Source organism: Fodinibius saliphilus, assembly GCF_005869845.1.
GTDB lineage: Bacteria > Bacteroidota > Rhodothermia > Balneolales > Balneolaceae > Fodinibius > Fodinibius saliphilus.
Window position 1 is genome coordinate 49,693 of sequence record NZ_VAWF01000001.1, and the last position, 25,276, is coordinate 74,968.

A 25,276-nucleotide genomic window follows, 5' to 3' on the forward strand; every position below is an offset into this window, starting at 1 on the left:
TTGCCTGGGCAATTATTATCCCGTTATAATCTGTGTAAATCCATGGCCTATATGCACTTAAAATGCTCAAAAGGTTCATCGCAATCGTTACAGTAGTATTGTGCTTTACAAGCTGTGGAGCCAAACTCGCTTTGAAGCTCAGTGTTACTGGAATCGCAATAGGGGCAGGGAATATGATCTCCCGAGCTATCAAGTGATTTTAGAAAATCATCCACCTTTTCGGTTTTGCCCGGTGGAGCAATGCCATACTCTTTGAGGCGCTTCTTGGCATCTTCCGTCATCCAGTCGGTGGTCCAGGTTTCCGAGAAATCTGTTTTGATCTCGAAGTTGTCGATGCCGTTGAGCCGAAGCTTCTTCTCAATCTCTTTTTCAATGGCCTGCATGGCGGGACAGCCCGAATAGGTAGGGGTGATACGAATAACGAAGGTACTATCTTCGTACTTAACATCCCGGGCGATCCCCAAATCTACAATCGTCAATACCGGGATCTCCGGGTCGGTAACCTCGGATATCAGCTCCCAGATATCTTCTTTGTTATATGTAGATTTTGTAGCTGTCATAATTTTTTATTGCCAGTTTCCATCGGGGTATGAGCGGCGCAAATGCTGCATTTCGGCCAGCAGGTGTCCCAAGTGCTCGGTATGCAGGCCATCACGACTACCTGTTACCATATATTGATCCCAGTCGGGGACCTCAAGAGTTGCTTCTTTGAGGCTACCCTCAACCAGTTCTTTCCATTCATCCTTGAAGGATGCGGTATCGGGGGCCAGCTTGTGTTCTTGTAAAAATTCATCCACTTCGTCTTGATAGAAGAGTTCGCCTACATAAGTCCAAATGTCATCAAAGGAGTTCTGAATACGTTCATGACTCTCCTCGGTACCATCGCCCAGTCGTAATACCCACTCACGGCTGTGTCGCAGATGGTACTTAACCTCTTTAAGATGTTTCTTTATCATACCGGCAAATTGCTCGTCATCAACTTCAGAAAGCTCTTTATAGAGAAAGTAGCTAAAAGAAGCGAAAAGGAACTGTCGGGCAATGGTGAATCCAAAATCGCCTTTAGGTAGCTCAGTAAGTTTCAGATTTTTAAACTCTACATCATTACGGAAGTAGACCAGATCATCGCGATGACGATCTTCGCCTTCTATCTCTACCGCATATTCATAAAGTGATGCCGCATGACCAATATAGTCAAGCGATACATTGGCCAGCGCAATATCTTCTTCCAGGATAGGCCCGTGTCCACACCACTCCGAAAGGCGGTGCCCCAAAATAAGGCGATCGTCGGCCAGTCGAATCAGGTATTCAAACAGGGCTTCTTTTTTTGTCAATGTCTTTGTTTGGGTACTCATTTTCGTCTTTTTGTAGCTCGTGGTACACTGTAAAACTGTGGGTGGCGGTAGGGCTTATCATCGGCCGGGTCGAAAAATGGTCCGGCGTCTTCCCCTTTGGAAGCCACAATTTGATCGCTGGGCACTACCCATATATTAACGGCTTCTTTACGTCGAGCGTATACATCCCGTGCATTTTCCAGGGCCATTTCGGCATCAGGGGCATGTACACTTCCTGCATGTTCATGAGGCTTGCCATCCCGTGGCTGGGTAAAGACCTCCCAAAGCGGCCATTGTGTATCTTCGTTATTTGTGTTCTTGTCTTCGCTCATTGATATAAATTTTCAAAAAATATGAGTTCTTGTTAAAAGGATAGTAGTGGTTACTGGTTAATGGGGTACTTCCATAACAAATAACCATTAACTAAAGACTAAGATGCTTTTTCTTTACTCAATTTCTTTTTGCGTGCATATTCTTCGGCGGCTTCTCGGACCCACTTCCCGTTTTCGTGGGCTTCTCGACGGGCTTTCATACGTTCCTTATTCATTGGTCCATTGCCTCTAACCACATTCCAGAACTCATCCCAGTCAATTTCTCCGAATTCCCAGTGCCCGGTATCTTCATTATATTCCAGCTCAGGGTCGGGGATCTCAAGTCCCACGGTATGGGCTTCCTGGACATGTCGATCCACAAAGCTTTGGCGTAGCTCATCGTTAGTTTTCGATTTTACGCCCCATTTAATGAGTTCAGCACTGTTTGGAGAATCCTCGTCATGCGGTCCAAACATCATCAAAGTAGGCCACCACCATCTGTCAACAGCATCCTGAATCATCTCCTGCTGTTCGGGAGTGCCATCGGCCATCTGGGCCACCATCTCATACCCCTGCTTTTTGTGAAAGCTTTCTTCTTTGCAGATCCGAACCATAGCACGAGAGTAAGGGCCATATGAGCTACGGGCTAACATCGTTTGGTTGATGATTGCTGCTCCATCAACCAACCATCCTATAACAGCAACATCCGCCCAAGAAAGTGTAGGGTAGTTGAAAATACTGGAATATTTGGCACGTCCGTTTAAAAGATCGTCAATTACTTCTTGTCGGCTGGCGCCTAGTGTTTCAGTAGCACTATAGAGATAAAGTCCATGTCCGGCTTCATCCTGAACTTTCGATAACAAGATCATTTTGCGGCGCAAAGAGGGGGCCCGGGTAATCCAGTTTCCTTCGGGCAGCATGCCCACAACTTCAGAATGCGCGTGTTGCGACATCATTCGAATCAGTTGCTTTTGGTACCGTTCAGGCATCCAATCTTTGGGTTCAATGGTTTCCCCGTTGTCGATACGCTCCTGGAACTCTTGCGCTTTAGAAACTTTGCTCATGCTGTTAAAATTTTGTGAAAACTTTTTGCACTCAGAACATATGTAGGAACATTAAAATTAACAAATACATTCATCGGCTTTAGGTTTGTTCAACCTTAATTTTATATCTTTTATTGTGTTATAGCCAAATAATTTGAGACATAAGTGCCAGCACGGTATATTAACTTTATGCAAATAATAATGAAAAGATTGAGGTAAAACTATGGGAGCAGGAGCTGACCAAGCTGCTACACTTGACCGACCGGTAGAGCAAGAGTTCGATGATCACCTGGGGCTTCAGGATGTAGACTATGTGGAGCATTATGTAAGTAATGCCAAGCAAGCCAGTCATTTTTATCAAACGGTTTTTGGATTTAAATTGAAAGCTTTTAGCGGACTGGAAACAGGAAATCGTGACAGGGTATCCTATTTATTAGAACAGGGGAATATTCGATTTCTTTTGACGGCGCCACTGAATAGTGATTCTCCCATTGCCAGGCATGTTGCTAAACATGGCGATGGTATTCATGATATCGCTATGCACGTTGAAGATGTAGATCGGGCTTACAAAGAAACAGTGAAGCGAGGGGCGAAAAGTGTGGAAGAACCGCATAATTTAGAAGATGAGCACGGTACCATCCGAAAAGCCGCAATTGCAACATATGGAGATACTATCCATACCTTTATTGATCGATCAGGGTATGATGGGCTGTTTATGCCCGGTTATCAAGCAGCCGAATCACCTATTAAAAATGTAGAGCCGGTAGGTATACAGTTTGTGGATCACTGTGTGGGGAATGTTGAAAAAGGAAAAATGAATACGTGGGTAGATTTCTACCGTGATGTGATGGGCTTTACCCAGTATATACATTTTGATGATGATGATATTTCTACAGAATATTCAGCATTGATGTCAAAAGTGATGGCGGGGGGGCGTGGAATGATTAAATTCCCCATTAATGAGCCAGCTGACGGCAAGAAAAAGTCACAGATTGAAGAGTACCTGGATTTCTATGAAGGGCCGGGTGTACAGCATATTGCCCTGCTTACCGGCGATATTATTAAAACAGTAAATGAATTGAAAGGGCGTGGACTCGAATTCTTGCATGTGCCTACGACCTATTACGAAGAACTTGAAGAACGGGTGGGAACGATTGATGAACCCATCGATAAGCTCGAAGAGTTGGGTATTCTTGTTGATCGTGATGATGAGGGATATCTACTGCAAATTTTCTCGAAGCCGGTAGTAGATCGACCGACCTTCTTTTTTGAAATTATTCAGCGAAAAGGAGCCCGAGGTTTCGGAAAAGGGAATTTTAAAGCTCTTTTTGAAGCTATTGAACGCGAGCAGGAAAAACGAGGAAACTTATAATAGGAGTAGCAAGCTATATTGGCAGGCCAAGATTCATAGATTGATATAGACAGTAACATCGGCCTATCCTGTGGTCATTTTAATTAAAACGAGGAATTAATTATGATTTATCATCAACTTGGAAAGATACCGCACAAGCGGCATACGCAATTTCGTCGACCGGATGGCGAATTGTATCAGGAGCAGTTATTCGGAGCCGAAGGCTTTCACGGTAGTTCATCATTGCTATATCACCATAACCCGCCTACCCGAACCTTTAAGGTAGAGAAGGGGAATGAAATTAATATTGAGAAGTGGGATGAAGGGGTGCTTCGTCACCACCACTTGCGAACCGCCAATATTGAAGAGGGCGGTGACCCGGTAATGGGACGAAAAGTGCTACTCTTTAATAATGATGTACAAATAGGAGCAGTTCGTCCTACTGAAAAGATGGACTATTTTTATAAAAATGGAGAGCATGATGAGCTGCTTTTTATTCATGAGGGCGAAGGATATGTGCAGAGTATGTTCGGGAAACTCGATTTCGGATATGGCGACTATATCTTTATTCCACGGGGAACCATCTACCAGATCGTTTTTGAAACGGAGAAGAACCGAATGCTAACGGTAGATTCTACCGGGCCCATCGATGTGCCCAACCGGTACCTTACCGAAAAAGGGCAGTTCGCCGAACACAGTCCGTTTTGTGAACGGGATATTCGTCGTCCCGAAGGTCCGGTATTCGTGAACCGCGAGGGAGAGTTTGAGGTCCGTATCAAAAAACAGGGTCGGTATACCTCCTATTGGTACGAGCACCATCCTTTTGATATCGTCGGTTGGGACGGATACCTGTATCCCTGGATCTTCAACATCAAGGATTTTGAGCCTATTACCGGACGTGTGCATCAGCCGCCACCGGTACATCAGACGTTTGCAGCTCCCAATTACGTGGTTTGCTCGTTCTGTCCCCGTAAGTATGACTACCATCCGGAATCGATTCCGGCCCCTTATGCACACTCTAATGTAGATTCTGATGAGGTGCTCTATTACGTAGAGGGAGACTTTATGAGCCGGAAGGGCGTAGAAACAGCCAGTATTACCCAGCATCCGGGCGGTATACCACACGGACCCCATCCCGGAAAATACGAAGGAAGTATCGGTAAGGAAGGGACTGATGAGTACGCGGTGATGATCGATACCTTTCATCCGCTGCATCTTACTATGGAAGCTAAAAAACTGGATGATGAAAGCTATCCGTATTCTTGGATCGAAGGTGAGACGAAAGGAAAAATTGAGGCAGAGGAGTAGTTTCTGTTTTAAATAAAATTCATAAAAGCCGAAATGGGGAGACTTGTTTCGGCTTTTTTATTTTAAGGTATAAAACGTAATCCAGAGTTATGACACGGCTGTTGCTTTTTTTGATGTTGTTCGCAGTTGGAAGTGCAATATCGTTATCAGGTAGTGCTCCGGTATAGGTCCCCAGTGCACAGTATAACAACTGGATGAATGTTAAGGGAATTTTATGCTGCTTCCTATGTAGCGTTAATAGGGGGGATATGCAGGTCGGTTATGCAGTGTCAGATCATACGGGCACTGTGGGAGTTTCTTCTTTTAGTTCTGTAGGATTTGGTAAAATTATCCAGATAATAGCTGGTCACTTTATGGGTTGTGGCAGAGTTTAATTGCACAAGGAAAAATAGTGAAAGCAGAAAAGGTAAAGAAGAAAGTTAATAAAAGGTTGTAGTTCGCTGATGTTACATTACAGTCAGCTTGCATCTTATAAAGACCTAATATTTTAATAAACTTTTTGTAGATTGGTTAAAGTAGGAGGGAGATTACAAAAAAAGAGGAGAGAATATGGCAGATCCAAAGAAGATCAAAGAAGCTTTTGAAAGAAATCAAAAAGCGATTGAGAAACGACCGTCGCTGGCAAAAAGTACGGCTACTACAAAAGTGCATTTGTTTGACGGAACTACCTGTGAAGTGGAGCATAAGCACTGGAAATTTAAAGTGGATATTGGAGAGGCTGAAGGCGGTAATAATGCCGGGCCGGGTCCGGGTATCTTGGAACGAGGTGCCTTGGGCAGTTGTCTTGCAATTGGCTATTCACAGCGAGCGGCGGTGCTAGGTATTCCTATCGAAGGTATTGAAGTGGAGGTGGAGTCGGACTTTGATGCACGTCCCATGTTACATCTTGATGATGAACACCCACCCGGATTTGAGGCTCTGCGCTATAGAGTTCATATCAAGAGTCCGGCTTCAGAAGAGGAGATTATGCGTGTGATTGAGGAAACAGACAAGCATAGCCCGGTGTTGGATGACTTTAAAAGGGGGATCCCCGTAGAAAGGGAAGTGAAAATAGAAAACACTAAGAGAGAAATGTCATGAATATAAATTTATTAAAGCAAATACCTGTAATATTGCGGTCGCAACCTGATCCCAGATTTATCGCTCAACAGCTTAGAAAACCTTCAGGGGATTTTGCCAAGGAGGTTGGGCAAAAAATGGATATAGTGAATAAACCACTTTTTGACTTAACACTTGAGGTACTAAATCCGAATGAAAACGATCGTATCCTTGAAATAGGATTCGGGACGGGAAAGTTTTTGGAAAAGATGTTCTCGATCGAAGAGAATATAGATATCAGTGGTATCGATTATTCTGAGGAGATGGTTAAGCTGGCGAAACAAAATAATCCTGATCTTCTAAGCTCGGATAAGCTGGACCTTCGAAAAGCAGAAAGTGACTCACTTCCTTTTGATGATAGTTCGTTCGATAAAGTATTCTGTAATATGGTGATATATTTTTGGGACCACCCCAAAGAGCACCTTGCAGAGATTTATCGCATATTAAAGCCGGGGGGAGCGTTTTATACTGGAATGAGAGAGTATGAAAGTATGCTTACGTTTCCTTTTGTAGAGCATGGTTTTAATCTGTTCAGGGTAGAGCAATGGGAAAATATCTTAGTTAAAAATGGTTTTTCGTTGTTAGAGTCACGAAGGCAGCAAGACGCTCCTTTAGAAATTGACGATATGAAAATTCAGCTTATTTCCTGTTGCATAGCAGCTGGGAAAGATAAGTAAAGTGCTTGTTATAGATCTTTAATACGAATTCTTACATGTCCTATTATGAAACCGGAACTTCAGCGAAGAGTACAGCGATATGGGTGGGATTATTCATCCCCGTATTACGAAAAAGGATGGGATAAGCAGCTTTGGCCGGCTCAACGGCGATTGTTGAAACAAGCCGAGCTAACCCCGGGAGATAGTGTATTGGATATTTCTTGTGGTACAGGACTCGTGACTTTCCCCATAGCCAAACAAGTAGGTGAGGAAGGCAGGGTCACCGGTATTGACCTTTCTGAGAAAATGATCGAAAAAGCTGCTGAGAAAGCCGATGAGATGAACATTACGAATGTATCATTTGAACAAATGGACGCCGAAGAGTTAGCATTGGATGATGCTCGCTTTGATGTAACTATTAATTCGTTGGGGATGATGTATTATCCCAACCCTGAAAAAGCTATAACAGAGATGTACAGGGTAACCGGGGTCGGAGGAAGAGCTGCTGCCTTGGTGTGGGGAAGACGGAGTAAATGCGGGTGGGCAGAGATTTTTCCTATTGTGGATAAACGTGTTAACACGGATGTATGTCCATTGTTCTTTAGTCTGGGAACTGGAGATACCCTGCAGGATCATTTTATAAAGGCAGGCTTCAATCAGGTTGAGCTACAACGATTCAGTATGACGTTGCCCTACTCGACAAATGAAGAGGCGATTATCAGTGCGTTTTTAGGAGGTGCTGTTGCCATGGCTTACCGAAAGTTTGAAGAAGATGAAAAAAAGAAAGCCCACCAAGAATATCTTGAATCCATACAACCCTACTGGGATGGAAAGGTTTATGAGATACCGGGCGAATTTGTAATCGTATCCGGGAATAGGATATAATCATACCTTTATCCTTTCGTAATTTCCAAACTTGGAAAGATGAAATTTAGGGAACCATGTAAATCCTTAAGTTACGTCTGAGGGTGGTGCTTTCAGAGGCGTTTCATCTTAGTAGCGGGAGTAGTATACCCTAGGAGATTATACTCGACAGCTGTTGTCTGCAAGGTTTACAAAAGATTTTTTAATAAACTATTTCGTACTAAGTTTCTCTGCAGCCTGCAATGCCTTGTATATATTGATAAGGCCACCAGAGGCTGATAGTGTAGAAAACAGCTTTTGTTGTGCCTCTTCTGAAGGGTTTTCTTTGGGTACAATCACTTTTTGTTGTGGATACTTTACAACACTTCCCATTAGAATCTGTTTGATCTGTTGAGCCGTCAGTTCAGGATAATAGGCCATTATGAGTGCTGCAGCCCCTGCGACCACAGGAGAGGCCATGCTAGTACCATCTTGCCTTTTGTACTTGTTATTGGGTATGGTCGAATAAATATCAACACCAGGTGCAAAAAGATCTACTTTTTGATTTCCAAAATTACTGAAATTGGCAATGAAATTTTCGTTGGGTTTCCAGGAAGTGGCCCCAACACTTAACCATTGAGTAGCAGCTGAGTCGCCAATAACGGATGATCCATATACATCAGTAGGATATTTGGGCTTTTTATCAATGTTTTGGCTTTCATTTCCGGCTCCATGCACCATGAGAACGCCCTTTTTATCAGCATACTTTATCGCTTCGTCAACTACCGTTTTATAAGGCGAATAGCTTTTGCCAAAGCTCATGTTAATAATATCAGCCCCATTATTAACAGCATAACGAATGGCATTTGCTACATCTTTGTCACGTTCATCTCCATTAGGTACGGCACGAACAGCCATAATTCGGGTCTTGATAGCAATACCATCAATTCCTATACCATTATCTCGCATTGCACCTATTATACCTGCTACATGGGTCCCATGGCTGGGATCGGGACCGGCCACGTCGTTATTTCCGTAATAACGCTCAGTTTTGTCATCATAGTCATCACCTACAATATGCCGCGGATTGAAGTTTGGGTTATACCCATATTTGGCAAACTCATAGATCTGTTTCTTTTGATCTGCAATGAGCGTAGAATCGATATCGTTTTCTAGCACATAGCTCATTACATTTTTAGCAAAATTGAGCTGGCGGTTATTGGGTTGTAAATTTTGAACTTCTTCGTAGCTATAGTCCAGAGAACCAAAATGGGCAACCAGTATATCATTGGCGCGTTTTTTATTTTTTTCCAAAGAGGTAATATTGCTGTATTGCCGATAAAGCTTTTCTACCTCTGCTTTATAATCCGATCGAATGTTACGATAGTAATTATACTGCTGCTTCTCTTTCTCTGAAAGGGTGGTTGTATCTGTATTGTGGAACTGTTTGTTAAGGCGTCTATAGATTCGCGTCAGTTCAAAAGTGTCATGATTAATATTTTTACCATTAGGGCCACCTATAAAATTCCACCCATGAATATCATCAACATACCCATTATTGTCATCGTCTTTCTGATTATTGGGGATCTCATCATCATTAATCCAGAGATTCTTTTGTAAGTCTTCGTGCTTTGTGTCAACTCCCCCATCAATAACAGCAACAACTACTTCCCTTTGGGGCGTTTTACTATTGAGGAAGCTATTAAAAGCCCGTTTACTGCTTATGCCACGGTATTGAGTTTGGGATTCGTCAAGGTGATGCCAGTCCTTTGGAGGCTTTTCAAGCGTAGAAAAATCAATGGCAGGTTCGCTCGGTTGCTGTTCAGAAATGGTAGTTTTTTGCGTTGTTGAACAACCATAAAACAGGGCGAAAATTACAAGGAGTACCGGGATCCGTTTTGTCATAGGTATATCAGGTAAAGATCTTATAAATAGAACTTATAAACTACGAACAGATTCTAAAAATCGATCAGCTGCTTTTTGGTATGCATAATAAATAGAGGCTGATTTTGTAGCGTTGAGCCAGCTACCCGATTCTGTATCATAAAAAGAGGCAAATGTGCGAAGGTTATGGTCATCGATTTCATAATAGGTAAGCAAAAGCTGGGTTTGGACTTCTTGCTCCATATTTGCTTTAATTTGGCTTTGATAATTGGTTACAATGCCTTCTAGTTGGGCATCGCTAAATGAACGTTGTTGGTTAAGCTCATTGAATGCTTTTACCAGAGCACGAAATAGAATTGTTTTTGACTCAAGCTGTATGTCTTTTACTTCCATCTTTTGTCCCAGCGATTTGATGAGGAAGGTACGATGTTGAGAAGGGGGATCTTTTTCGATCTCATATCGGTGTACAACACGTTTGCGAATTCCTTGTAAGGTATAATAATTTTCTTCGGCACTAAGAACAATTTGAGTATGTTCCTGGTCTAACCATTGGAGGGTAGAGTCAGCATATTGAGAGTTGATATTTTTATGGAACTTATCATGAGCATCAGAAAGGAGAAACTGCTTGGTAAATGCTTTTTTATATAGTTCGAGCATCTTCTTATTCTGTGCAGCAGACAGACCAAAGGGGTTTTGAGAAATAAAACTTTGCATTTCTGTAGATGTTTCGAATAGCTGTCTGTCCAGATGGATAGATTCAAAAATTGTATCAACTTTTGCAGAGTTTTGCTCTGGGGTAGCGTTTTGAGCGAAGAGGGTATAAGGCAGTAGGATTAATCCCCAAAGTAGTAAGGCGCGATAGAACAATAGCATGATGAAGTTTTATTAGTAGTAGCATTGTTTCCGGATGATACTAAAGTAATTAATTTTTTTGGACTTTTCCCGTCATTGGCACAAAGCGAACAGGCAACTTTTTTTGTCGTTTGAGGGTGCCATCTTGTGATTTCGTTATCTTTGTGAGAAATTGTGTTTTTCCACTTTTCCCAACAGGAGCAATAAGCGTTCCTTCCTTTGCAAGCTGATTGATTAATGGTTCTGGTATTTTTGTCGGAGCTGCGGTCAATATGATTTTGTTGAAAGGTGCATATTCGGGCCATCCCTTATAACCATCGCCGATTTTAGTCTTGATAGTGGTATAGCCCAATTTCTGAAAACGCGTGACAGCTTGTTTTGCCAGTGGTTCTACAATTTCGATTGTATATATGTGGGGTGTAATCTCTGATAAAACAGCAGCTTGATAACCACTGCCGGTGCCTATTTCCAGTACTTTATCACCAGCACTAACATCTAAAAGTTGGGTCATATAGGCTACAATATAGGGCTGTGAAATAGTCTGATCGTGCCCTATAGGCAGGGGACGGTTTTGATAGGCATATTGTTGATATTGTTTTGGCACAAAAAGGTGTCGGGGAACATGACGCATAGCAGCTAGTACTAGTGAGTCAGTTACCCCTTGTTTCTTTATGCCGTCTTTTATCAGATCATGACGCTCATTTTCTCGTTCACTAAAACGAGGTCGGTTCCAGTTAAGAGAGTCATGCGTAACGGTATCAGCAATAGAAGGAATGGGAAGAGTTTTTACCGGTAATGGTTTTGTGTCTGGACTCCAAAAATATAGTCCGCTTATAATAATGACTATAAAAAGGATGATGTTAATTTTTTTCATAAAATGTACCTATTTAATTCACTTGTCTAGGCTATTTAAACAAATTTAATATAATTCTTAGTTCAAATAGGATCTGCATTTGCCTTTTCGCTATCCATAAACTAAAATTGGACACAAGTTAATGGGGAAAAATAATACTGCCTAATGGATTTTAAAGAGCTTCAGCAAAAGATTGGTCATGCACGAACCCTCACAGATTCACCGCCACCGCTTCCGTATAAAGATATTGGTGAATTACTAAAGGAGCGCGCGGAGGATGATCGAAGTTATATCACCTACATTGATGAGGATGACAATCGAACAGAAGTAAGTTATGCTGAGTTTTGTGAGCAAGTCTGGAATTGTGCCCGTTTTTTACAGGGACAGGGACTTAGCCAGGGAGATCGTATTGCTACTATTTCTCATAATCACTGGCATACTACTGTTCATTATTTTGCTTCTTGGTTGTTGGGATTAGTGGTTGTGCCCATTAATTTGGGTGAGGATGATGAGCGCATCGCTTATATCCTTGAGAATGGCAATGTAGAGTTAGCCTTTATAAGAACAGAGTACCGAGAGCGTTTTCGCAAAATTCTTGATATCTATAAAGATAAACTTAAAAATATTGAGTGGATTGTTTGCGAAGGCCAGGTAGATAACTTTACAAAAGAAGATGGGGCCTTAAATTTGCCGGAAGACCCGCTGACAGATTCTGAAGCCCTGATTGTATTTACTTCAGGTACTACCGGAGCCCCCAAAGCAGTAATGCTGAGTCAACGAAACTTGTTGGAGGATGCCCGTAGTATTGCCCAGTGGCATGATATTGAAAAAGATACGCGCATGATGTGTGTACTCCCTATTCATCATGTGAATGGTACTGTAGTTACGCTTATTACCCCTTTTTATTCCGGTGGATCTACCGTATTGAATCAGCGGTTTAGAACATCCAAATTTTTCGAAACCATTGCTGAAGAAAAGGTGCATATTGTGAGTATGGTGCCAACACTTTTGCAGTACCTTAACAGCTACTATGAGGAGAAAGAACGCCCGGAAACTCCAACGCTCCGGCATGTTATCTGTGGGGCAGGGCCATTGACTATAAAGGTGGCTGAAAATTTTGAGGAACAGATCGGGATTCCTATTATTCACGGCTATGGCCTCTCCGAAACCACGTGCTATTCCTGTTTTGTTCCCACTGATATCGACAGTGATGAGCACAAAAAGTGGATGAGAGAGTATGGATATCCCAGTATTGGAGTACCTGTTTCTGCAAATGAAATGGCAATTCATGATGAGGATGGAAATGAGCTGAAGGAAAATGAAAGGGGAGAGATTGTGGTACGCGGGGTAAATGTAATGTTAAAATACTACAATAATAAAGAGGCCAATGAAAAGACGTTTAAAAATGGTTGGTTTCGCAGTGGTGATGAAGGTTTTTATGTCAATGATGATGACGGTCGCCCATACTTTTTTATAACGGGTCGGCTTAAAGAGCTTATTATTCGGGGGGGAGTAAATTTGGCTCCATTGGAGATTGATGAGGTTATCAATAAGGCTCCAGGTGTTAAGGCGGGTATTGCTGTAGGTTTTGAAAATGATTGGTATGGCGAAGAAGTGGGGGCCTATATACAATTGGAAGAGGGTACTGAAGGAGATGAAGAAGCCATTTTGGAATTTTGTAGAAAGAAATTACCCTTTAATAAAGCTCCGAAAGTTGTGGTCTTCGGTGATGATATTCCGGTTACTTCTACAGGTAAATATCAACGGCGTAAAGTAACCCATCATTTTGAAGAGTGGAAAGAAGTACAGTTCCGTAAGAAATAGTGGATAATAGTAAGCTTTAGATTTCGTTTTTAGTACCGATAAGTATTATAGGGATAAGTACATTCGTTATTTGGAAAATGTATTTCAAAGCGATTATCTACATTTCGGCTAACTAAATTTATGGAGGTTTCTATGAGTAATTCATTGAATCTCGACTTTTTTACACATGTCCAAACAGATTTTGAAACGGCCCAATATAAAGTTTTAGCTGGGCTAAAGGAGATATCTGAAGATTTCCAGAAAAATAAAATCTATCCTCATTTAAGTCATTTGGTCGATCTTTATACCAAGCTAGATGATATTCTTAAGCGACTTCAGGATCTTCGTGATGAATTTCCCAAGCGGATTAAAAAGATTGATTTTGTAAATCAAGAGATTGAACATGAAGTAGTTTTTGTACAGGGTTCAGACCTGGCCAAAGTAGAAGAGCTTATTGAATGGGCATTACCTTATATTAAAGCTAAAATTGAAGAGGGGCGAACGATATATGAATTTGTTAACGATGAGATCGAGGTGGAAGAAGTGGGTATTGTACCTAATTATACGGATGAAGGATACTTCTTTGTCCCCGATAATGAAGAATCGAAATTATTGCTTTTTGAGTATGAAGTAACGGTTTTTGAAAGTGCCCAAGATAAATACAGATCTCTGAAAACAGCTTTTATGAAAGCAGTTCAACAGGGGAAGGCCCAATTATCCCCAAATGCTATTAAGCTAGAATTAATCAGTAATAATAAAAAGCTACCCAACCCGGCAACCTATGCTTTTAATACTGATTTGAATCTTCCTTTTAATGAGACCATTTTCCCGGTGACCAAGCGTAAACTGTTGCGTCGGTTATTTGAATGAATCTAAACGGTGAATGTTGAAGATGTGGAGGCACAGTAGGTCTTATCATCCTATATCTCTTACTTTATCTTCTAACGACCGCTAAAGTACATCGCGAAGTACATACAAGCTTTTTATTAGTAGTAAATATATTCGTTTCCCAAACTTGGGTCTGGCGTCCCCGATGGACCGGCTGAGCAACTCCTTTTATGATTTTCCCTTTTTTAACTGCCCGCATGTGGTTAGCGTTTATTTCTATACCCACTGCTGATTTATCCTCATCCTCAATGTTGAGCCAAGCACCTACTGAAGCCAGAGTTTCTGCTAATACTACCGATGCCCCTCCGTGCAAGAACCCAAATGGCTGCACCGTATTTTTATCAACGGGCATAGTCGCTTTAACTTCATCAATCTTGAAAGAAGTAAAAGTAATATTCAGGGCGTCTCCCATATGCAGGTGGGGAAGGTCTAAAAAGTATTCAACGCGCTCTTTTAAATTAGGTTGGATATACATAAACTATTCTCTTACAATTCATTAGTAGATATTAAATATAATCATTACAGGTGAATAAGGAATAAAAAGGGACTTTTAAATAACCTACAAACTTTTAAATTAGTAGTATACTATAAATGCCATTATCACAGTAAAAGGAGACTTATTTATGGGCAACGAAAAGAGTACGATCATTTCTGAGATTGATACCGGCTTAAAGAAGCACGAAAGGGACGTCCTTATAGCCACTAAACGAAATGGTAGTTGGGTTGAAACAGGTAGAGATGAGTTTCAAACCAAAGCAAGAAACCTGGCATTGGGACTTTACGAACTGGGTGTTCGTAAAGGTGATAAGGTAAGTGTACATTCCGAAAATAGTGCAGAGTGGCTTATTTGTGATCAGGCAATACTTTCAATTGGAGCAGCTAATGTTCCCATTTATACCACCCAACCCGGTGACCAGATAAAGTATATTCTTGAAAACTCTGGTTCTAAGGTGCATATCGTTTCAACAGATGAACTGTATAAAGATACTCGGCCCTTGATGGATGATATCGCAAATGTTGAGGCTGTGATATCTATATTGGGTTCACAGTATGATGAAGTAAAGCCTTTTGATGCCATCATGGAGATGGGAGCTGAAAAGCATAAGGAAAATCCGGAGCTTTTCGAAGAACTTAAATCAAAGGTAAAGCCCGATGAGCTCGCAACGTTAATTTATACTTCTGGCACAACCGGCGATCCCAAAGGGGTTATGTTGACCCACAATAACATTGCTTCCAATATACGGGCATCATTGAAACGGGTACCCTTTGATGATCAGGTGAGAGATAATGAGCGAATGCTTTCATACTTGCCGTTATCACATGTTTTTGAACGCATGATAACATATATGTACTTGTGCTTGGGCTATCCGATCTATTACATTGAAGAAGTAGAAGAGATACGAGATGATTTCGAATACGTTCAACCCTACTATTTTGCCACGGTGCCCCGACTATTAGAAAAAATTCATACCGGTGTTAAAGTTAAGGGGCAAGAACTGAGCGGGCTTAAAAAGCAGTTATATTACTGGGCCCTAAACAGAGCCGAAGAGTACGATCCTGAAAATCCCCCAACGGGCCTAGAAGCTGTAAAACATAAAATTGCCGATAAACTCGTTTATTCGAAAATAAGGGAGCTTTTTGGTCCTAATTTATTGGGGGTAGTAAGCGGAGGGGCGGCTCTTTCACCTAATCTCTTTCGGTTTATGAATGCTATTGGTTTTATCTGTCTGCAGGGATATGGGCTTACTGAAACATCCCCAGTACTTTCGGTTCAAGACAAAGATCACTTGCGGGTAGGCAGTTCTGGTTTCCCTCTATCAAATGTAGATATAAAGATTGCAGAAGATGGAGAGATCCTTGCTAAAGGTCCAAACATTATGGAGGGGTATTATAACAATCCCGAAAAGACCGATGAAGTTTTTACTGATGATGGTTGGTTTATGACGGGCGATGTTGGTAAGCTGGAAGACAATTATCTGTTTATTACAGATCGTAAGAAATCAGTTTTTAAGCTTTCAACGGGGAAATATATTGCACCCCAGGTAATTGAAAATAAGCTTAGTGAAAGTGGTTTTATTGATCAGGCCGTAGTTATCGGTTATAAACGGAAATTTTGTTCAGCGTTAATTGTACCAAGTTATGATAATGTTGAGCAGCGGCTCAAAGACAAAGGGAAGTCGATGTCTGAAGATAAAAGTAATGATCCCGAAGTAAGGAAAATTATACAACGAGAAGTAGACAAGGTGAATAAGGAACTTTCGCCCTGGGAAACGGTTAAGAGATTTATCCTGTTGGATACCCCTTTCTCTATAGAAACGGATGAGCTTACCCCCACTCAAAAGGTGAAACGCCCAGTGGTGAAAGAACATTATTCTGAAGAGATAGAATCTATGTATGAAGAAGGGAAAGAATCTCAAAGCTGACGCTATTACAATATATTTTTAGCATCAATAAAATTTAATACAGAAGATATGGCTACATCTAAATATGCTATTCAAAAAGTTGCGGTATTGGGTTCTGGCACGATGGGAAGTCAAATTGCCGCGCATTGCGTAAATGCAGGCCTACAGGTTTGGCTGCTCGATCTTAAGGATGAGGAGAGTGATAATCCGAATCAACAGGTGATCGATAATGTGAAGAAGCTGAAGGAGATGAATCCCTCACCCCTTGGAAAGCCTGAGTATGCGGATCAAATAAAGGTGGGCAATTTTAGCGATGACCTTGATGTTTTAGAGGAGGTTGACTGGATTTGTGAAGCCATTATTGAAAAGATGGATATCAAGAAGAATCTTTTGAGTGATATTGAGGAGGTGCGAACCCCTGGTACTGTTGTGAGTTCTAACACCTCGGGGCTACCGATCGGCAAGATTAGTGAAGATGTGTCTGAAGAATTTCGGAGCCACTTTTTAGGTACTCACTTTTTCAACCCGCCCCGTTATATGAAGCTTTTGGAAGTAATTCCTACTGATGCTACATCAGATGAAGTGGTTGAATATATGAGTCGATTTTGTGAGAAAGAGCTGGGCAAAGGAGTAGTGCAGTGTAAAGATACTCCCAACTTTATTGCAAATCGCATCGGTATCTTTTCGATGGCCAGTATTATGCCTCACTTTTTTGGTGGAGCTTTTAGAGCTGAAGAAATAGATTATCTGCTCGGTACTCTTACCGGATATTCAAAAGCAGCAACTTTCCGTACCGCCGATATGTCGGGATTGGATGTGATTCACCACGTAGCTACCAATTTATATCCGACTATTCCGGATGATGATCGGCGCGAGGTTTTTGACTTGCCCGATGGATTTAAACAGATGGTGGAAGAAGGTAAATATGGTAATAAGGCAGGAGAGGGATTTTACAAAAAGGTCCGCACTGATTCCGGGAAGGAATATAAAGTTATAAACCCTGAAACCGGAGAGTATGAATCACAGATATCACCGGAGTTTGAGAGTGCTTCTGAAGCCAAGGAAAGGTATAGCAGCTCTGAAGAACGCTTGAAATTTCTGGTCTCGCAAGATGATAAAGCAGGACAGTTTTTATGGAAGATTCATTGTGACCTGTTATTGTATGCTGCAAATCGTGTTCCTGAGATAACCAATTCTATTGAAGCCATTGACCGTGCAATGAAATGGGGATTCAACTGGGAGTTGGGGCCATTTGAGCGTTGGGATGCTATTGGAGTAGAAGAATCGGTAGAACGTATGCAGGATGAAGGTTTGGAAGTGCCGGAATCGGTATTGCAGATGCTAGATAGTGGCCGCGAACAGTTTTATGACCAAGATGAAGGCACAGTGTATAACTTGACTACAGGAGAAGTGGAACTCCTTAGTCCGCCAGCAAAAGGAGCGATTACGATATCTTCACTTCAAGCTGATGGCAAAGAAGTAATGGGTAACAATAGTGCCGGCTTATATGATCTTGGGGATGGCATAGCTCTTTTTGAGTTTCGAACTCACAAATTCACCTTGGGCATGGAGTTGGTACAGTCACTTGATAAAGCCTGCGATATCGTGGAAGAACAGTTTGATGCAATGATAATTAGCCATGACGGTGAAAACTTTACTTATGGCGCTAACCTTATGGAAGCGATGGGTGCTTGGCAGAAAGGCGATAAGGATAAGGTAAGAAAGGCCGTAAAGAACTTCCAGGATGTAGCAGTAGGACTGCGTTATCGCCCGTTCCCGGTTGTTTCTGCCCCCTTTGGACGATGTCTCGGCGGAGGGGTCGAGTTTATATTGTATTCGGATAAGGTTGTTGCCCATCATGAACTGTACGCAGGATTGGTAGAAGTCGGTGTGGGACTGCTACCGGCAGGTGGGGGAACAACGGAAATGTTAGCCCGTGCCATGGAACAGGTTATTACAGATGAGCAAGTTGATCCTATGCCAAATATCAAAGAGGTCTTTAAAACTATTGGGATGGCTGAAGTTTCTGATGGGGCTCCCAAGGCAAAATCATTAAAGTATCTGCGTGATACTGATACTATCGTCATGAACCGGGATCTTTTAATTGCCAATGCTAAGGCAGAAGCCTGCAGAATGGCTGATTCGGGTTATCATCCGCCGGAAAAGCCAAAATTGAAAGTACTTGGTAAACGAGCATTAAGCTCATTACGATTAATGCTGTATATCATGCACGAGGCCAAATTTATCACTGATTATGATAAAGTAGTTGCAGATGATGTGGCCTATATTATGAGTGGTGGGGATCTGAGTGAACCCCAAAAGGTGCCTGAAGAATATCTGTTGCGTCTTGAGAGGGAAGCTTTTTTAAAGTTACTCGAAGATGAGCGAACTCAAGCCCGTATTGAACATATGTTAAAAAAAGGGAAACCGCTGAGAAATTAGTTTTCTGTTGTTTGTTAGTGCATACTACAAAAAACTATTAACCTGATATCAAATTTATTATGAAAGAAGCTGTAATTGTAGCTGCGAGCCGAACCCCCACAGGAAAAGCAAATAAAGGGTCACTTCGATTTACGCCCCCTGATACCCTTGGTGGGGAAGTCATAAAATCATTATTGGAAAAGGCCCCCAACCTTCAACCCGATGGGGTAGATGATGTAATTATGGGGTGTGCTTTTCCGGAGGCAGCCCAAGGATTAAATATTGCCCGACAATGTGCTGCATTGGGAGGGCTACCGCCTTCGGTACCTGCCGCCACGATGAATCGGTTTTGTTCTTCTGGTTTGCAAACTATCGCTCAGGCAGCTGAGCGTATTATGACCGGCGCTGCCGATGTTATTATAGCGGGAGGAGTAGAGTCGATGTCTTTGGTACCCATGGGAGGGTTTGTTGTGGAACCAAACCCAGAGCTGGTAGACAACTACCCGGAGATCTACATAAATATGGGGTTAACGGCTGAGAATGTTGCTGATAAATATGGTGTTAGTCGCGAAGCCCAGGATGCTTTTGCGTATCGCAGTCACCAGCGGGCTATTGAGGCATGGAAACAAGGATATTTTGATGAACAAATTACGCCTATTGCAGTAAAAGAAAAGAAAGTCGCTGCTAACGGTGAAGTGGTGGAAAATGAATTTTTATTTGAGCAGGATGAAGGTCCCCGAAGTGATACTTCAGAAGAAGTTTTAGCCAAACTTAACCCCGCTTTTAAACAAGGTGGAACTGTTACAGCCGGGAATTCATCTCAAATGAACGATGCAGCCGCAGCGGTGATGGTGATGAGCCGAGAAAAAGCTGATGAGCTGGGACTAGCCCCTATTGCCAAATATCATGGATTCTCTGTTGCCGGAGTGCCTCCCGAAATTATGGGGATCGGTCCTGTTGAGGCAGTACCTAAAGTGCTTAAGCAAACGGGAATGAATGTAGACGATATTGATTTGATAGAACTTAATGAAGCCTTTGCAGCTCAATCTGTTGCTGTCATAAGAGAACTGGAACTCAATGAAGATATCGTCAATATTAACGGTGGAGCTATTGCGATGGGACATCCGCTGGGATGTACCGGAGCAAAGCTTACTACACAGATACTGCACGATCTTATGCGCCTTGATAAACAGTTTGGTATGGTTACCATGTGTGTAGGTGGAGGAATGGGTGCAGCAGGCATTTTTGAAAATATAAGTTAATTGGAAAGGGACGCAACACAATGCGGCCTTACCTACTAAAAACACTTTTTTATGTTTACTGATGATACGCTAGAGGGACAAACAATTTTGATAACCGGCGGTGGTAGTGGATTAGGATTGGCCATGGCTAAAAAATTTGCTTCCCTGGGAAGTAATATTGCGATATGTGGTCGTACAGAAGATAAATTGCAAAATGCCGTAGAGGAGATATCCCGATCGGCGGATGCATCTGAAAAAGCGGAATATTATGTTGCGGACGTGCGTGATTATGATCGTATTAAGGAGATGATTAGTGAAATTGTTTCTGATTTCGGTACGATGACCGGGCTCGTAAATAATGCCGCCGGCAATTTTCTATCGGCTTCTGAGGATCTTACGCCCGGCGGATTTAAGGCCGTGGTTGATATTGTTCTGCACGGATCGTTTAACTGTACGCATGTTTTTGGCAACTATTTGATCAAACAGGAGCAAAAGGGAAATATTCTGAATATGGTAACAACATATTCGGAGTCTACGGGTTCTGCTTTTGTATTACCTTCTGCTTGTGGGAAGGCGGGGGTACTGGCAATGACTCGTTCTTTAGGTTACGAATGGGCAACTTATGGTATTCGCCTTAACGCTATTGCCCCTGGTCCGTTTCCTACTAAAGGAGCTTGGTCACGTTTGGTTCCGGATGAGGATTTTGAGGAGAAGTTTTTATCAAAGATTCCGGCTAATCGGTATGGCGATAAAGAGGAGCTTGCTAACTTAGCGGCCTTTCTTATGAGTGATATGGCCTCTTATATGACGGGTGAGTGTGTTGTCATTGATGGAGGAGAACGTTTGGCCGCAGGACAGTTTAACTTCCTCGATAAAATGGCACCACGGGAGAAGTTAAAAGGCTTTTTTAAGATGATGAAAGAGAAAAAAGGTTAAGCTCGTGATAACCTCTTTTTAACTTTTTCAATCGTTTTTGTGAGTTCTACCAAATGGTATCCATTGTAAATGGTAGGTCGGTTAAGCTGTATGGATTTTAAGAATTCTAAACTGGCTAATTCAGCCGACTTTGAAGCATCAAATGTTTGTTTGTTAATATACAGGCGCTTCTGATAATTCTTCTGTTCTGCAAGCCGTACTGATTGTTCCCTGACGTTACAATCAAGCATATAGTTATTATCTGCAGCCACTCTATGATGGTTAGATTCTGCTGATGCTGCATTGATATAGATATTTGCTGTTGCACCGCTGTCGAAACGCAGAAAAAGATGCAGCATATACAGATGTTCGCCCTTAAATGAAACAGTTTTTAGATCAATATGATGTACTGCACCGTTTATCCAGCGCAGGCAAAAGGCAAGCTCGTCAATCCAATAATAGTCGAAATTGTGATCTGAATCATAGTATTCAGTATGGTTGATCTCTCGTATAACCTGTACTAAAGAAGGTTTTACCACTTTTTTACTCATCCATTTAGAGGCAGGAGCTAATGTTGGCCAGTGTGAAAACTGTAAAAGTACGTTAGATTCTTCGGCAGCATGGTATACCTTTTCAACTTGATCACGATTGGTTGGCAGTTCGGAAACTAAAAAACAGTGATAACCTTGTTTAACTGCTTTTAACAAACGGGCCAAACGCTCTTCACTATCATCGAGAAGCAGACAGGCATCAACATCTCCGATATCTTTGAGCCTGGATGTGATGATAACTTCAGAGACAGACCTATGAGGCCGAAGATGACTTTCCCATGCCATTGCCCTATCTGCAGGGCCTATAATCCCAATTTTCATAATCTGATAATTCGGTGCATTTTCGCTATGCAAATATTTATGAAATAGGGAACAACTTTCAAAATGGAATATAGGTATGTGGATTTAGTCCGGCATTACCAAAGCCAAAATAAAATATAGTAATATTGGACTACCCCAGCCTAGAAAAGTACAGATTACAAAAATAATTCTAATGATGGTGGGATCCCATCCGAGGTATTCAGCAATCCCTCCGCAAACCCCTGTAATCATTCGATCGGTCCGTGATTTTTTTAATCGAGCTCCCATATAGGATAATTCTTAGATTGATCTTGTTTTGCTTTGTTTCGTTACGCAAGAATTAGTCAGATGTTACAGGTCTTTTTAGATTTAAATAAAAAGAGAGTCCAAAGTAGTAAAATGGAAAAATAAATGAGCTATGAATTAAGAAAACCGATGATTCATCAAAATAATACATTAGGGCAATAAGCTGAAGCAGGAAAAAAATACCCAGTACTATCGTTAACGGACGCAGGAACTTTGTGCGTGTTGGATATAAAAACTTTACGGGTAAAAAGGTGACGAGGGCAAAAATGAGCAGAGTAGCGGAAGCAAACTCTACAGGCAGTTCAAGTAGGTATGTATAAAATACTACGATATTCCAGTAAGAGGGAAAGCCCAGGAAAAAATGATCATCAGTTTTAGCTTTGGTATTTGAAAATCCAAATATGCTGGCCGTAGCACAGATCACCAGTACCCAAACCGGCAGATCCATGGTGGCATAAATCCAAAGTAGGGGGGCAATAGTCCAGGTTAGAAAGTCAATGATGTTGTCCATCAAAGCACCATCAATTCTGGGTGCATTTTCTTTCGTTTGTGTAAGACGTGCAAGAGCTCCATCAATTGAATCTACTATCGCAGATATTGCTAGTACCCAGATGGCTTCTTGATAAAAGCCATCATAAGTAAGAATTATAGCCCATAAACCGAGAGCTGCACCTAAAGCAGTTAGAACATGGACCCCGTATGCTGCTGCTGTTTTTTTCACGCCTATTATGTCCAAGTGTAAATTTCTGCCGCTAATTTCTTTCGTAATAAAATAAAAAAAGCGGAACCTATGAAGTCCCGCTCTCAATTAGTTTTGAAAATATGCCAATCTTTACAACTTATTGCGTAATAGATTGATTATTCAATACATTATTAATGTTGAAATTAATTATCGAGCTTTGTTTGTAGCCAATTTGAATGTAATAGGCATTGAGTATTGCACCCTGACATTTTTTCCTTGCTGAATTCCAGGCTTAAATTTTGCTTGTTTGACAACCCGTAAAGCTTCTTCATCGGCTCCACCGCCAATGCCTCGAATAATTTCTGGGTCTTCAACTTGTCCTTGTTTATTCACAATAAATTGAATAATAACACGACCTTCTATCCCGGCCTTACGGGCCAATTCTGGATAGGTTATTTTCTTCTGCAAACTGGCTAGTCCGCCTATAAGCTTGGGCATTTTTTCAACAGCTATAAAGTAATCTTCTTGGTTGTTTTGTTTCTTAAGACCCGTGCGTATCTCTTCATCGGTTTTTAAATCCTCAAATGCTTGATCCGGATTATTAACCTGGATTTCAATAGCCCCAAATTTTCCTGCCTCGCCATATTTATCAGTACCTTTTTCTCTTTTTAAAATATCTATCGATTTGATGTACTTTGTCTTTAGCCTGGCCAATTTGTTTTTAACTACTTTGGAATCAGACCATTGTTCTCCATTTATTACATAAAGAGGAGAAGTGTTCTCAGCAGGTCTCTGCATCTCACCCTGTTTTTGTTCGACTTTAGACTTCGTAATGCTTCCATCAGTCAAATCTGTACAAGAGATGGTGAGTACGATTAAAAGGACTGAGGTTAATGATATTAAAGAGCTAGTTTTTAACTTTGAAGTAAAGGTCGTTTCACCGGACATAATTTGGATACGTTTTTTCAGTGAAGATGGGTTTACTGCCATACTCAAAGCGATATTAGTGCGATGTTCTCTTTTAGCCAGTTCAAAAAGCAAAGATGCATACTTCTTTTTTGAGAAAGTATTATAGGCTAATACTTCGTTATCACACGTTATTTCTCGGTAATCTTTACTGGAGTTGTATAAGTAATGCAGTAATGGATGAAACCAGAACAATGATTTAATAAGAATATTAATCCCATTTATCAGAAAATCGTTATGCTTAATATGCGTGAGTTCGTGTTGTACGGCCATGGATAGGGACTCCGGATCAGATTTGAGATCTTCCGGTATTATAATTTTTGTTTTATACCACCCGTATGTGAAAGGAATAGTTTCTTTTTTAGAGTATGCAATAAGAGAATTGGCGGCTTTGCTATCAATTCGTGGAAGATTGCTTACTAACTCAGAACATTGGCAAAGAGGCTGAAAGTGATGGTTTTGTTCCAGCTTTTTAAGCTGTAAACAGTATACCAGTAATTTGGTAACATAAAATAGTGCACCACCTACTAGGATTATGCTTATTATCCCCATCCATATCATGGGATCAAAAAGATCAAAAGTAGTTACAGTAGATGGAGAGGCTGAAATAGCAGGCAATGGGTTGGTAATAACCAAGAAAGCAGAAGATGATGTCGCTGCTGTTCCGCTGTTAAATAAAGGGGCGAGAGCTGCTCCCACGATACCTAGGGGTAAAGTAAGTTGTAACCCTATACGAAAATGGTACTGGTAGACTGGGGAGATCTTGTCAGTCCACTTTAAAAGCACAGTTATAGGAAGAGCAATTACGGTCCATGTAAAAAGGGGAAACCAAATATATTCTAACATCTGGTCTCCAAAGGAATATAGAAAGCTATGGATATCGGTCATTGTTCATCCTCCATATCGTCAATCATTTGTTTTATTTCATTGAGGTCATCCGTTGTCATATCGTCACTTTTGACCAATGTTTGAATAAGTTGCTTGGGTGACCCTTTAAATACTTTTTTCATCAGATCTTTAATAAGACTTGATTGCACAGATTCTGGTTTTTGGGCAGGGCTATAGACATAGGTAACCCCATCCTTACGGTATTTGAGATATCCTTTTTCTGCCAAATTCTTCATGACAGTCATAATCGTAGTATATGCTACTTCACGATTTTCTAGGATTCTTTTCCGAACCTGTTTAACCGTTGCCTCACCGAGGTCCCAAACGTGATGAAGTACTTCCATTTCTGTTTCTCCTAAAGGAGTAAGTGATTTTTTCATTGT

At 41.4% G+C, this 25,276-nt stretch carries 24 protein-coding genes; 11 read left to right on the forward strand and 13 right to left on the reverse strand.

The genetic code is table 11. From position 1 onward, the window contains the following. Positions 1–47: 47 nt before the first annotated feature. The 4 genes from paaD to paaA form a co-directional block, all read right to left on the reverse strand. Entirely contained in the window at positions 48–560 is a 513-nt protein-coding gene (gene paaD, locus FCN14_RS00230) for a 1,2-phenylacetyl-CoA epoxidase subunit PaaD (RefSeq protein ID WP_138429079.1), read from the reverse strand. Positions 561–566: 6 nt separating this feature from the next. Then, positions 567–1,352 carry a 1,2-phenylacetyl-CoA epoxidase subunit PaaC gene (gene paaC / locus FCN14_RS00235; RefSeq protein WP_138429080.1) on the reverse strand — a complete coding sequence of 262 codons (786 nt, stop codon included), beginning with the start codon at positions 1,350–1,352 and terminating at the stop codon, positions 567–569. Further along, entirely contained in the window at positions 1,349–1,663 is a 315-nt protein-coding gene (gene paaB, locus FCN14_RS00240; protein WP_138429081.1) for a 1,2-phenylacetyl-CoA epoxidase subunit PaaB, read from the reverse strand. Before paaB ends, paaC begins: the two co-directional genes overlap by 4 nt. Before the next feature lie 98 nt (positions 1,664–1,761). Beyond that, a complete protein-coding gene (gene paaA, locus FCN14_RS00245; RefSeq protein ID WP_138429082.1) occupies positions 1,762–2,706 on the reverse strand; it encodes a 1,2-phenylacetyl-CoA epoxidase subunit PaaA in 945 nt (314 codons plus the stop codon). A 202-nt stretch (positions 2,707–2,908) separates the two neighbouring features. Between paaA and hppD the strand changes: the two genes are divergently transcribed. From hppD to FCN14_RS00270, 5 genes are all read left to right on the forward strand, one after another. Further along, positions 2,909–4,057, forward strand: coding sequence for a 4-hydroxyphenylpyruvate dioxygenase (hppD, locus tag FCN14_RS00250; protein WP_138429083.1), 1,149 nt, complete (start codon positions 2,909–2,911; stop codon positions 4,055–4,057). A 99-nt stretch (positions 4,058–4,156) separates the two neighbouring features. Further along, on the forward strand, positions 4,157–5,344 hold the full coding sequence (locus FCN14_RS00255) for a homogentisate 1,2-dioxygenase (protein ID WP_138429084.1): 1,188 nt from the start codon (positions 4,157–4,159) through the stop codon (positions 5,342–5,344). A gap of 549 nt (positions 5,345–5,893) precedes the next feature. After that, entirely contained in the window at positions 5,894–6,424 is a 531-nt protein-coding gene (locus FCN14_RS00260; RefSeq protein WP_138429085.1) for an OsmC family protein, read from the forward strand. Next, positions 6,421–7,119, forward strand: a complete 699-nt coding sequence (locus FCN14_RS00265) for a class I SAM-dependent methyltransferase (protein ID WP_138429086.1) — start codon at positions 6,421–6,423, stop codon at positions 7,117–7,119. The genes FCN14_RS00260 and FCN14_RS00265 overlap by 4 nt, the downstream gene beginning before the upstream one ends. A gap of 45 nt (positions 7,120–7,164) precedes the next feature. Next, entirely contained in the window at positions 7,165–7,983 is an 819-nt protein-coding gene (locus tag FCN14_RS00270) for a class I SAM-dependent methyltransferase (RefSeq protein ID WP_138429087.1), read from the forward strand. A gap of 189 nt (positions 7,984–8,172) precedes the next feature. Here the strand turns inward: FCN14_RS00270 and FCN14_RS00275 are convergent, their stop codons facing one another. Genes FCN14_RS00275 through FCN14_RS00285 form a run of 3 tightly spaced genes read right to left on the reverse strand, consistent with a single transcriptional unit; the run spans position 8,173 to position 11,551 of the window. Beyond that, entirely contained in the window at positions 8,173–9,846 is a 1,674-nt protein-coding gene (locus FCN14_RS00275; protein WP_138429088.1) for a S8 family peptidase, read from the reverse strand. Between the two features lie 33 nt (positions 9,847–9,879). Continuing rightward, positions 9,880–10,698: a hypothetical protein gene (locus FCN14_RS00280; protein ID WP_138429089.1), complete on the reverse strand. Its 819-nt coding sequence runs from the start codon at positions 10,696–10,698 to the stop codon at positions 9,880–9,882. Between the two features lie 49 nt (positions 10,699–10,747). Further along, positions 10,748–11,551 carry a protein-L-isoaspartate(D-aspartate) O-methyltransferase gene (locus tag FCN14_RS00285; protein WP_138429090.1) on the reverse strand — a complete coding sequence of 268 codons (804 nt, stop codon included), beginning with the start codon at positions 11,549–11,551 and terminating at the stop codon, positions 10,748–10,750. A gap of 144 nt (positions 11,552–11,695) precedes the next feature. Here FCN14_RS00285 and FCN14_RS00290 point away from each other — a divergent pair, with 144 nt between their 5' ends. Next, positions 11,696–13,354 (forward strand): class I adenylate-forming enzyme family protein, encoded by a 1,659-nt coding sequence (locus tag FCN14_RS00290; protein WP_138429091.1) that lies wholly within the window; start codon positions 11,696–11,698, stop codon positions 13,352–13,354. A 132-nt stretch (positions 13,355–13,486) separates the two neighbouring features. Then, positions 13,487–14,203 carry a hypothetical protein gene (locus FCN14_RS00295; protein WP_138429092.1) on the forward strand — a complete coding sequence of 239 codons (717 nt, stop codon included), beginning with the start codon at positions 13,487–13,489 and terminating at the stop codon, positions 14,201–14,203. A 64-nt stretch (positions 14,204–14,267) separates the two neighbouring features. Here the strand turns inward: FCN14_RS00295 and FCN14_RS00300 are convergent, their stop codons facing one another. Further along, the gene (locus tag FCN14_RS00300; protein WP_434084070.1) at positions 14,268–14,633 is read right to left on the reverse strand and encodes a hotdog fold thioesterase; all 366 of its coding nucleotides are present in this window, start codon (positions 14,631–14,633) and stop codon (positions 14,268–14,270) included. 211 nt (positions 14,634–14,844) lie between these two features. Here FCN14_RS00300 and FCN14_RS00305 point away from each other — a divergent pair, with 211 nt between their 5' ends. Genes FCN14_RS00305 through FCN14_RS00320 form a run of 4 tightly spaced genes read left to right on the forward strand, consistent with a single transcriptional unit; the run spans position 14,845 to position 21,221 of the window. Further along, positions 14,845–16,644: an AMP-dependent synthetase/ligase gene (locus tag FCN14_RS00305; RefSeq protein ID WP_138429094.1), complete on the forward strand. Its 1,800-nt coding sequence runs from the start codon at positions 14,845–14,847 to the stop codon at positions 16,642–16,644. Between the two features lie 48 nt (positions 16,645–16,692). Continuing rightward, positions 16,693–19,065, forward strand: coding sequence for a 3-hydroxyacyl-CoA dehydrogenase/enoyl-CoA hydratase family protein (locus tag FCN14_RS00310; protein WP_138429095.1), 2,373 nt, complete (start codon positions 16,693–16,695; stop codon positions 19,063–19,065). 59 nt (positions 19,066–19,124) lie between these two features. Further along, a complete protein-coding gene (locus tag FCN14_RS00315) occupies positions 19,125–20,306 on the forward strand; it encodes an acetyl-CoA C-acyltransferase (RefSeq protein ID WP_138429096.1) in 1,182 nt (393 codons plus the stop codon). A 51-nt stretch (positions 20,307–20,357) separates the two neighbouring features. Beyond that, on the forward strand, positions 20,358–21,221 hold the full coding sequence (locus tag FCN14_RS00320; RefSeq protein WP_138429097.1) for an SDR family oxidoreductase: 864 nt from the start codon (positions 20,358–20,360) through the stop codon (positions 21,219–21,221). Here the strand turns inward: FCN14_RS00320 and FCN14_RS00325 are convergent. From FCN14_RS00325 to FCN14_RS00345, 5 genes are all read right to left on the reverse strand, one after another. Then, positions 21,218–22,072, reverse strand: a complete 855-nt coding sequence (locus tag FCN14_RS00325) for a Gfo/Idh/MocA family oxidoreductase (RefSeq protein WP_138429098.1) — start codon at positions 22,070–22,072, stop codon at positions 21,218–21,220. The genes FCN14_RS00320 and FCN14_RS00325 overlap by 4 nt on opposite strands. Before the next feature lie 84 nt (positions 22,073–22,156). After that, positions 22,157–22,339 carry a PspC domain-containing protein gene (locus FCN14_RS00330; RefSeq protein WP_138429099.1) on the reverse strand — a complete coding sequence of 61 codons (183 nt, stop codon included), beginning with the start codon at positions 22,337–22,339 and terminating at the stop codon, positions 22,157–22,159. A gap of 52 nt (positions 22,340–22,391) precedes the next feature. Beyond that, positions 22,392–23,078 (reverse strand): CDP-alcohol phosphatidyltransferase family protein, encoded by a 687-nt coding sequence (locus tag FCN14_RS00335; protein WP_171032752.1) that lies wholly within the window; start codon positions 23,076–23,078, stop codon positions 22,392–22,394. 168 nt (positions 23,079–23,246) lie between these two features. Beyond that, positions 23,247–24,893: a M56 family metallopeptidase gene (locus FCN14_RS00340; RefSeq protein WP_138429101.1), complete on the reverse strand. Its 1,647-nt coding sequence runs from the start codon at positions 24,891–24,893 to the stop codon at positions 23,247–23,249. Then, positions 24,890–25,273 (reverse strand): BlaI/MecI/CopY family transcriptional regulator, encoded by a 384-nt coding sequence (locus tag FCN14_RS00345; RefSeq protein WP_138429102.1) that lies wholly within the window; start codon positions 25,271–25,273, stop codon positions 24,890–24,892. The genes FCN14_RS00340 and FCN14_RS00345 overlap by 4 nt, the downstream gene beginning before the upstream one ends. Between the last annotated feature and the right edge of the window lie 3 nt (positions 25,274–25,276).

What these genes read in the sequence shown, in the direction of transcription:
- paaD (WP_138429079.1), bottom strand. Translation starts at nt 560, where the DNA reads ATGACAGCTACAAAATCTACATATAACAAAGAAGATATCTGGGAGCTG.
- paaC (WP_138429080.1), bottom strand. Translation starts at nt 1,352, where the DNA reads ATGAGTACCCAAACAAAGACATTGACAAAAAAAGAAGCCCTGTTTGAA.
- paaB (WP_138429081.1), bottom strand. Translation starts at nt 1,663, where the DNA reads ATGAGCGAAGACAAGAACACAAATAACGAAGATACACAATGGCCGCTT.
- paaA (WP_138429082.1), bottom strand. Translation starts at nt 2,706, where the DNA reads ATGAGCAAAGTTTCTAAAGCGCAAGAGTTCCAGGAGCGTATCGACAAC.
- hppD (WP_138429083.1), top strand. Translation starts at nt 2,909, where the DNA reads ATGGGAGCAGGAGCTGACCAAGCTGCTACACTTGACCGACCGGTAGAG.
- FCN14_RS00260 (WP_138429085.1), top strand. Translation starts at nt 5,894, where the DNA reads ATGGCAGATCCAAAGAAGATCAAAGAAGCTTTTGAAAGAAATCAAAAA.
- FCN14_RS00265 (WP_138429086.1), top strand. Translation starts at nt 6,421, where the DNA reads ATGAATATAAATTTATTAAAGCAAATACCTGTAATATTGCGGTCGCAA.
- FCN14_RS00270 (WP_138429087.1), top strand. Translation starts at nt 7,165, where the DNA reads ATGAAACCGGAACTTCAGCGAAGAGTACAGCGATATGGGTGGGATTAT.
- FCN14_RS00275 (WP_138429088.1), bottom strand. Translation starts at nt 9,846, where the DNA reads ATGACAAAACGGATCCCGGTACTCCTTGTAATTTTCGCCCTGTTTTAT.
- FCN14_RS00280 (WP_138429089.1), bottom strand. Translation starts at nt 10,698, where the DNA reads ATGCTATTGTTCTATCGCGCCTTACTACTTTGGGGATTAATCCTACTG.
- FCN14_RS00285 (WP_138429090.1), bottom strand. Translation starts at nt 11,551, where the DNA reads ATGAAAAAAATTAACATCATCCTTTTTATAGTCATTATTATAAGCGGA.
- FCN14_RS00290 (WP_138429091.1), top strand. Translation starts at nt 11,696, where the DNA reads ATGGATTTTAAAGAGCTTCAGCAAAAGATTGGTCATGCACGAACCCTC.
- FCN14_RS00295 (WP_138429092.1), top strand. Translation starts at nt 13,487, where the DNA reads ATGAGTAATTCATTGAATCTCGACTTTTTTACACATGTCCAAACAGAT.
- FCN14_RS00300 (WP_434084070.1), bottom strand. Translation starts at nt 14,633, where the DNA reads ATGGGAGACGCCCTGAATATTACTTTTACTTCTTTCAAGATTGATGAA.
- FCN14_RS00305 (WP_138429094.1), top strand. Translation starts at nt 14,845, where the DNA reads ATGGGCAACGAAAAGAGTACGATCATTTCTGAGATTGATACCGGCTTA.
- FCN14_RS00310 (WP_138429095.1), top strand. Translation starts at nt 16,693, where the DNA reads ATGGCTACATCTAAATATGCTATTCAAAAAGTTGCGGTATTGGGTTCT.
- FCN14_RS00315 (WP_138429096.1), top strand. Translation starts at nt 19,125, where the DNA reads ATGAAAGAAGCTGTAATTGTAGCTGCGAGCCGAACCCCCACAGGAAAA.
- FCN14_RS00320 (WP_138429097.1), top strand. Translation starts at nt 20,358, where the DNA reads ATGTTTACTGATGATACGCTAGAGGGACAAACAATTTTGATAACCGGC.
- FCN14_RS00325 (WP_138429098.1), bottom strand. Translation starts at nt 22,072, where the DNA reads ATGAAAATTGGGATTATAGGCCCTGCAGATAGGGCAATGGCATGGGAA.
- FCN14_RS00330 (WP_138429099.1), bottom strand. Translation starts at nt 22,339, where the DNA reads ATGGGAGCTCGATTAAAAAAATCACGGACCGATCGAATGATTACAGGG.
- FCN14_RS00340 (WP_138429101.1), bottom strand. Translation starts at nt 24,893, where the DNA reads ATGACCGATATCCATAGCTTTCTATATTCCTTTGGAGACCAGATGTTA.
- FCN14_RS00345 (WP_138429102.1), bottom strand. Translation starts at nt 25,273, where the DNA reads ATGAAAAAATCACTTACTCCTTTAGGAGAAACAGAAATGGAAGTACTT.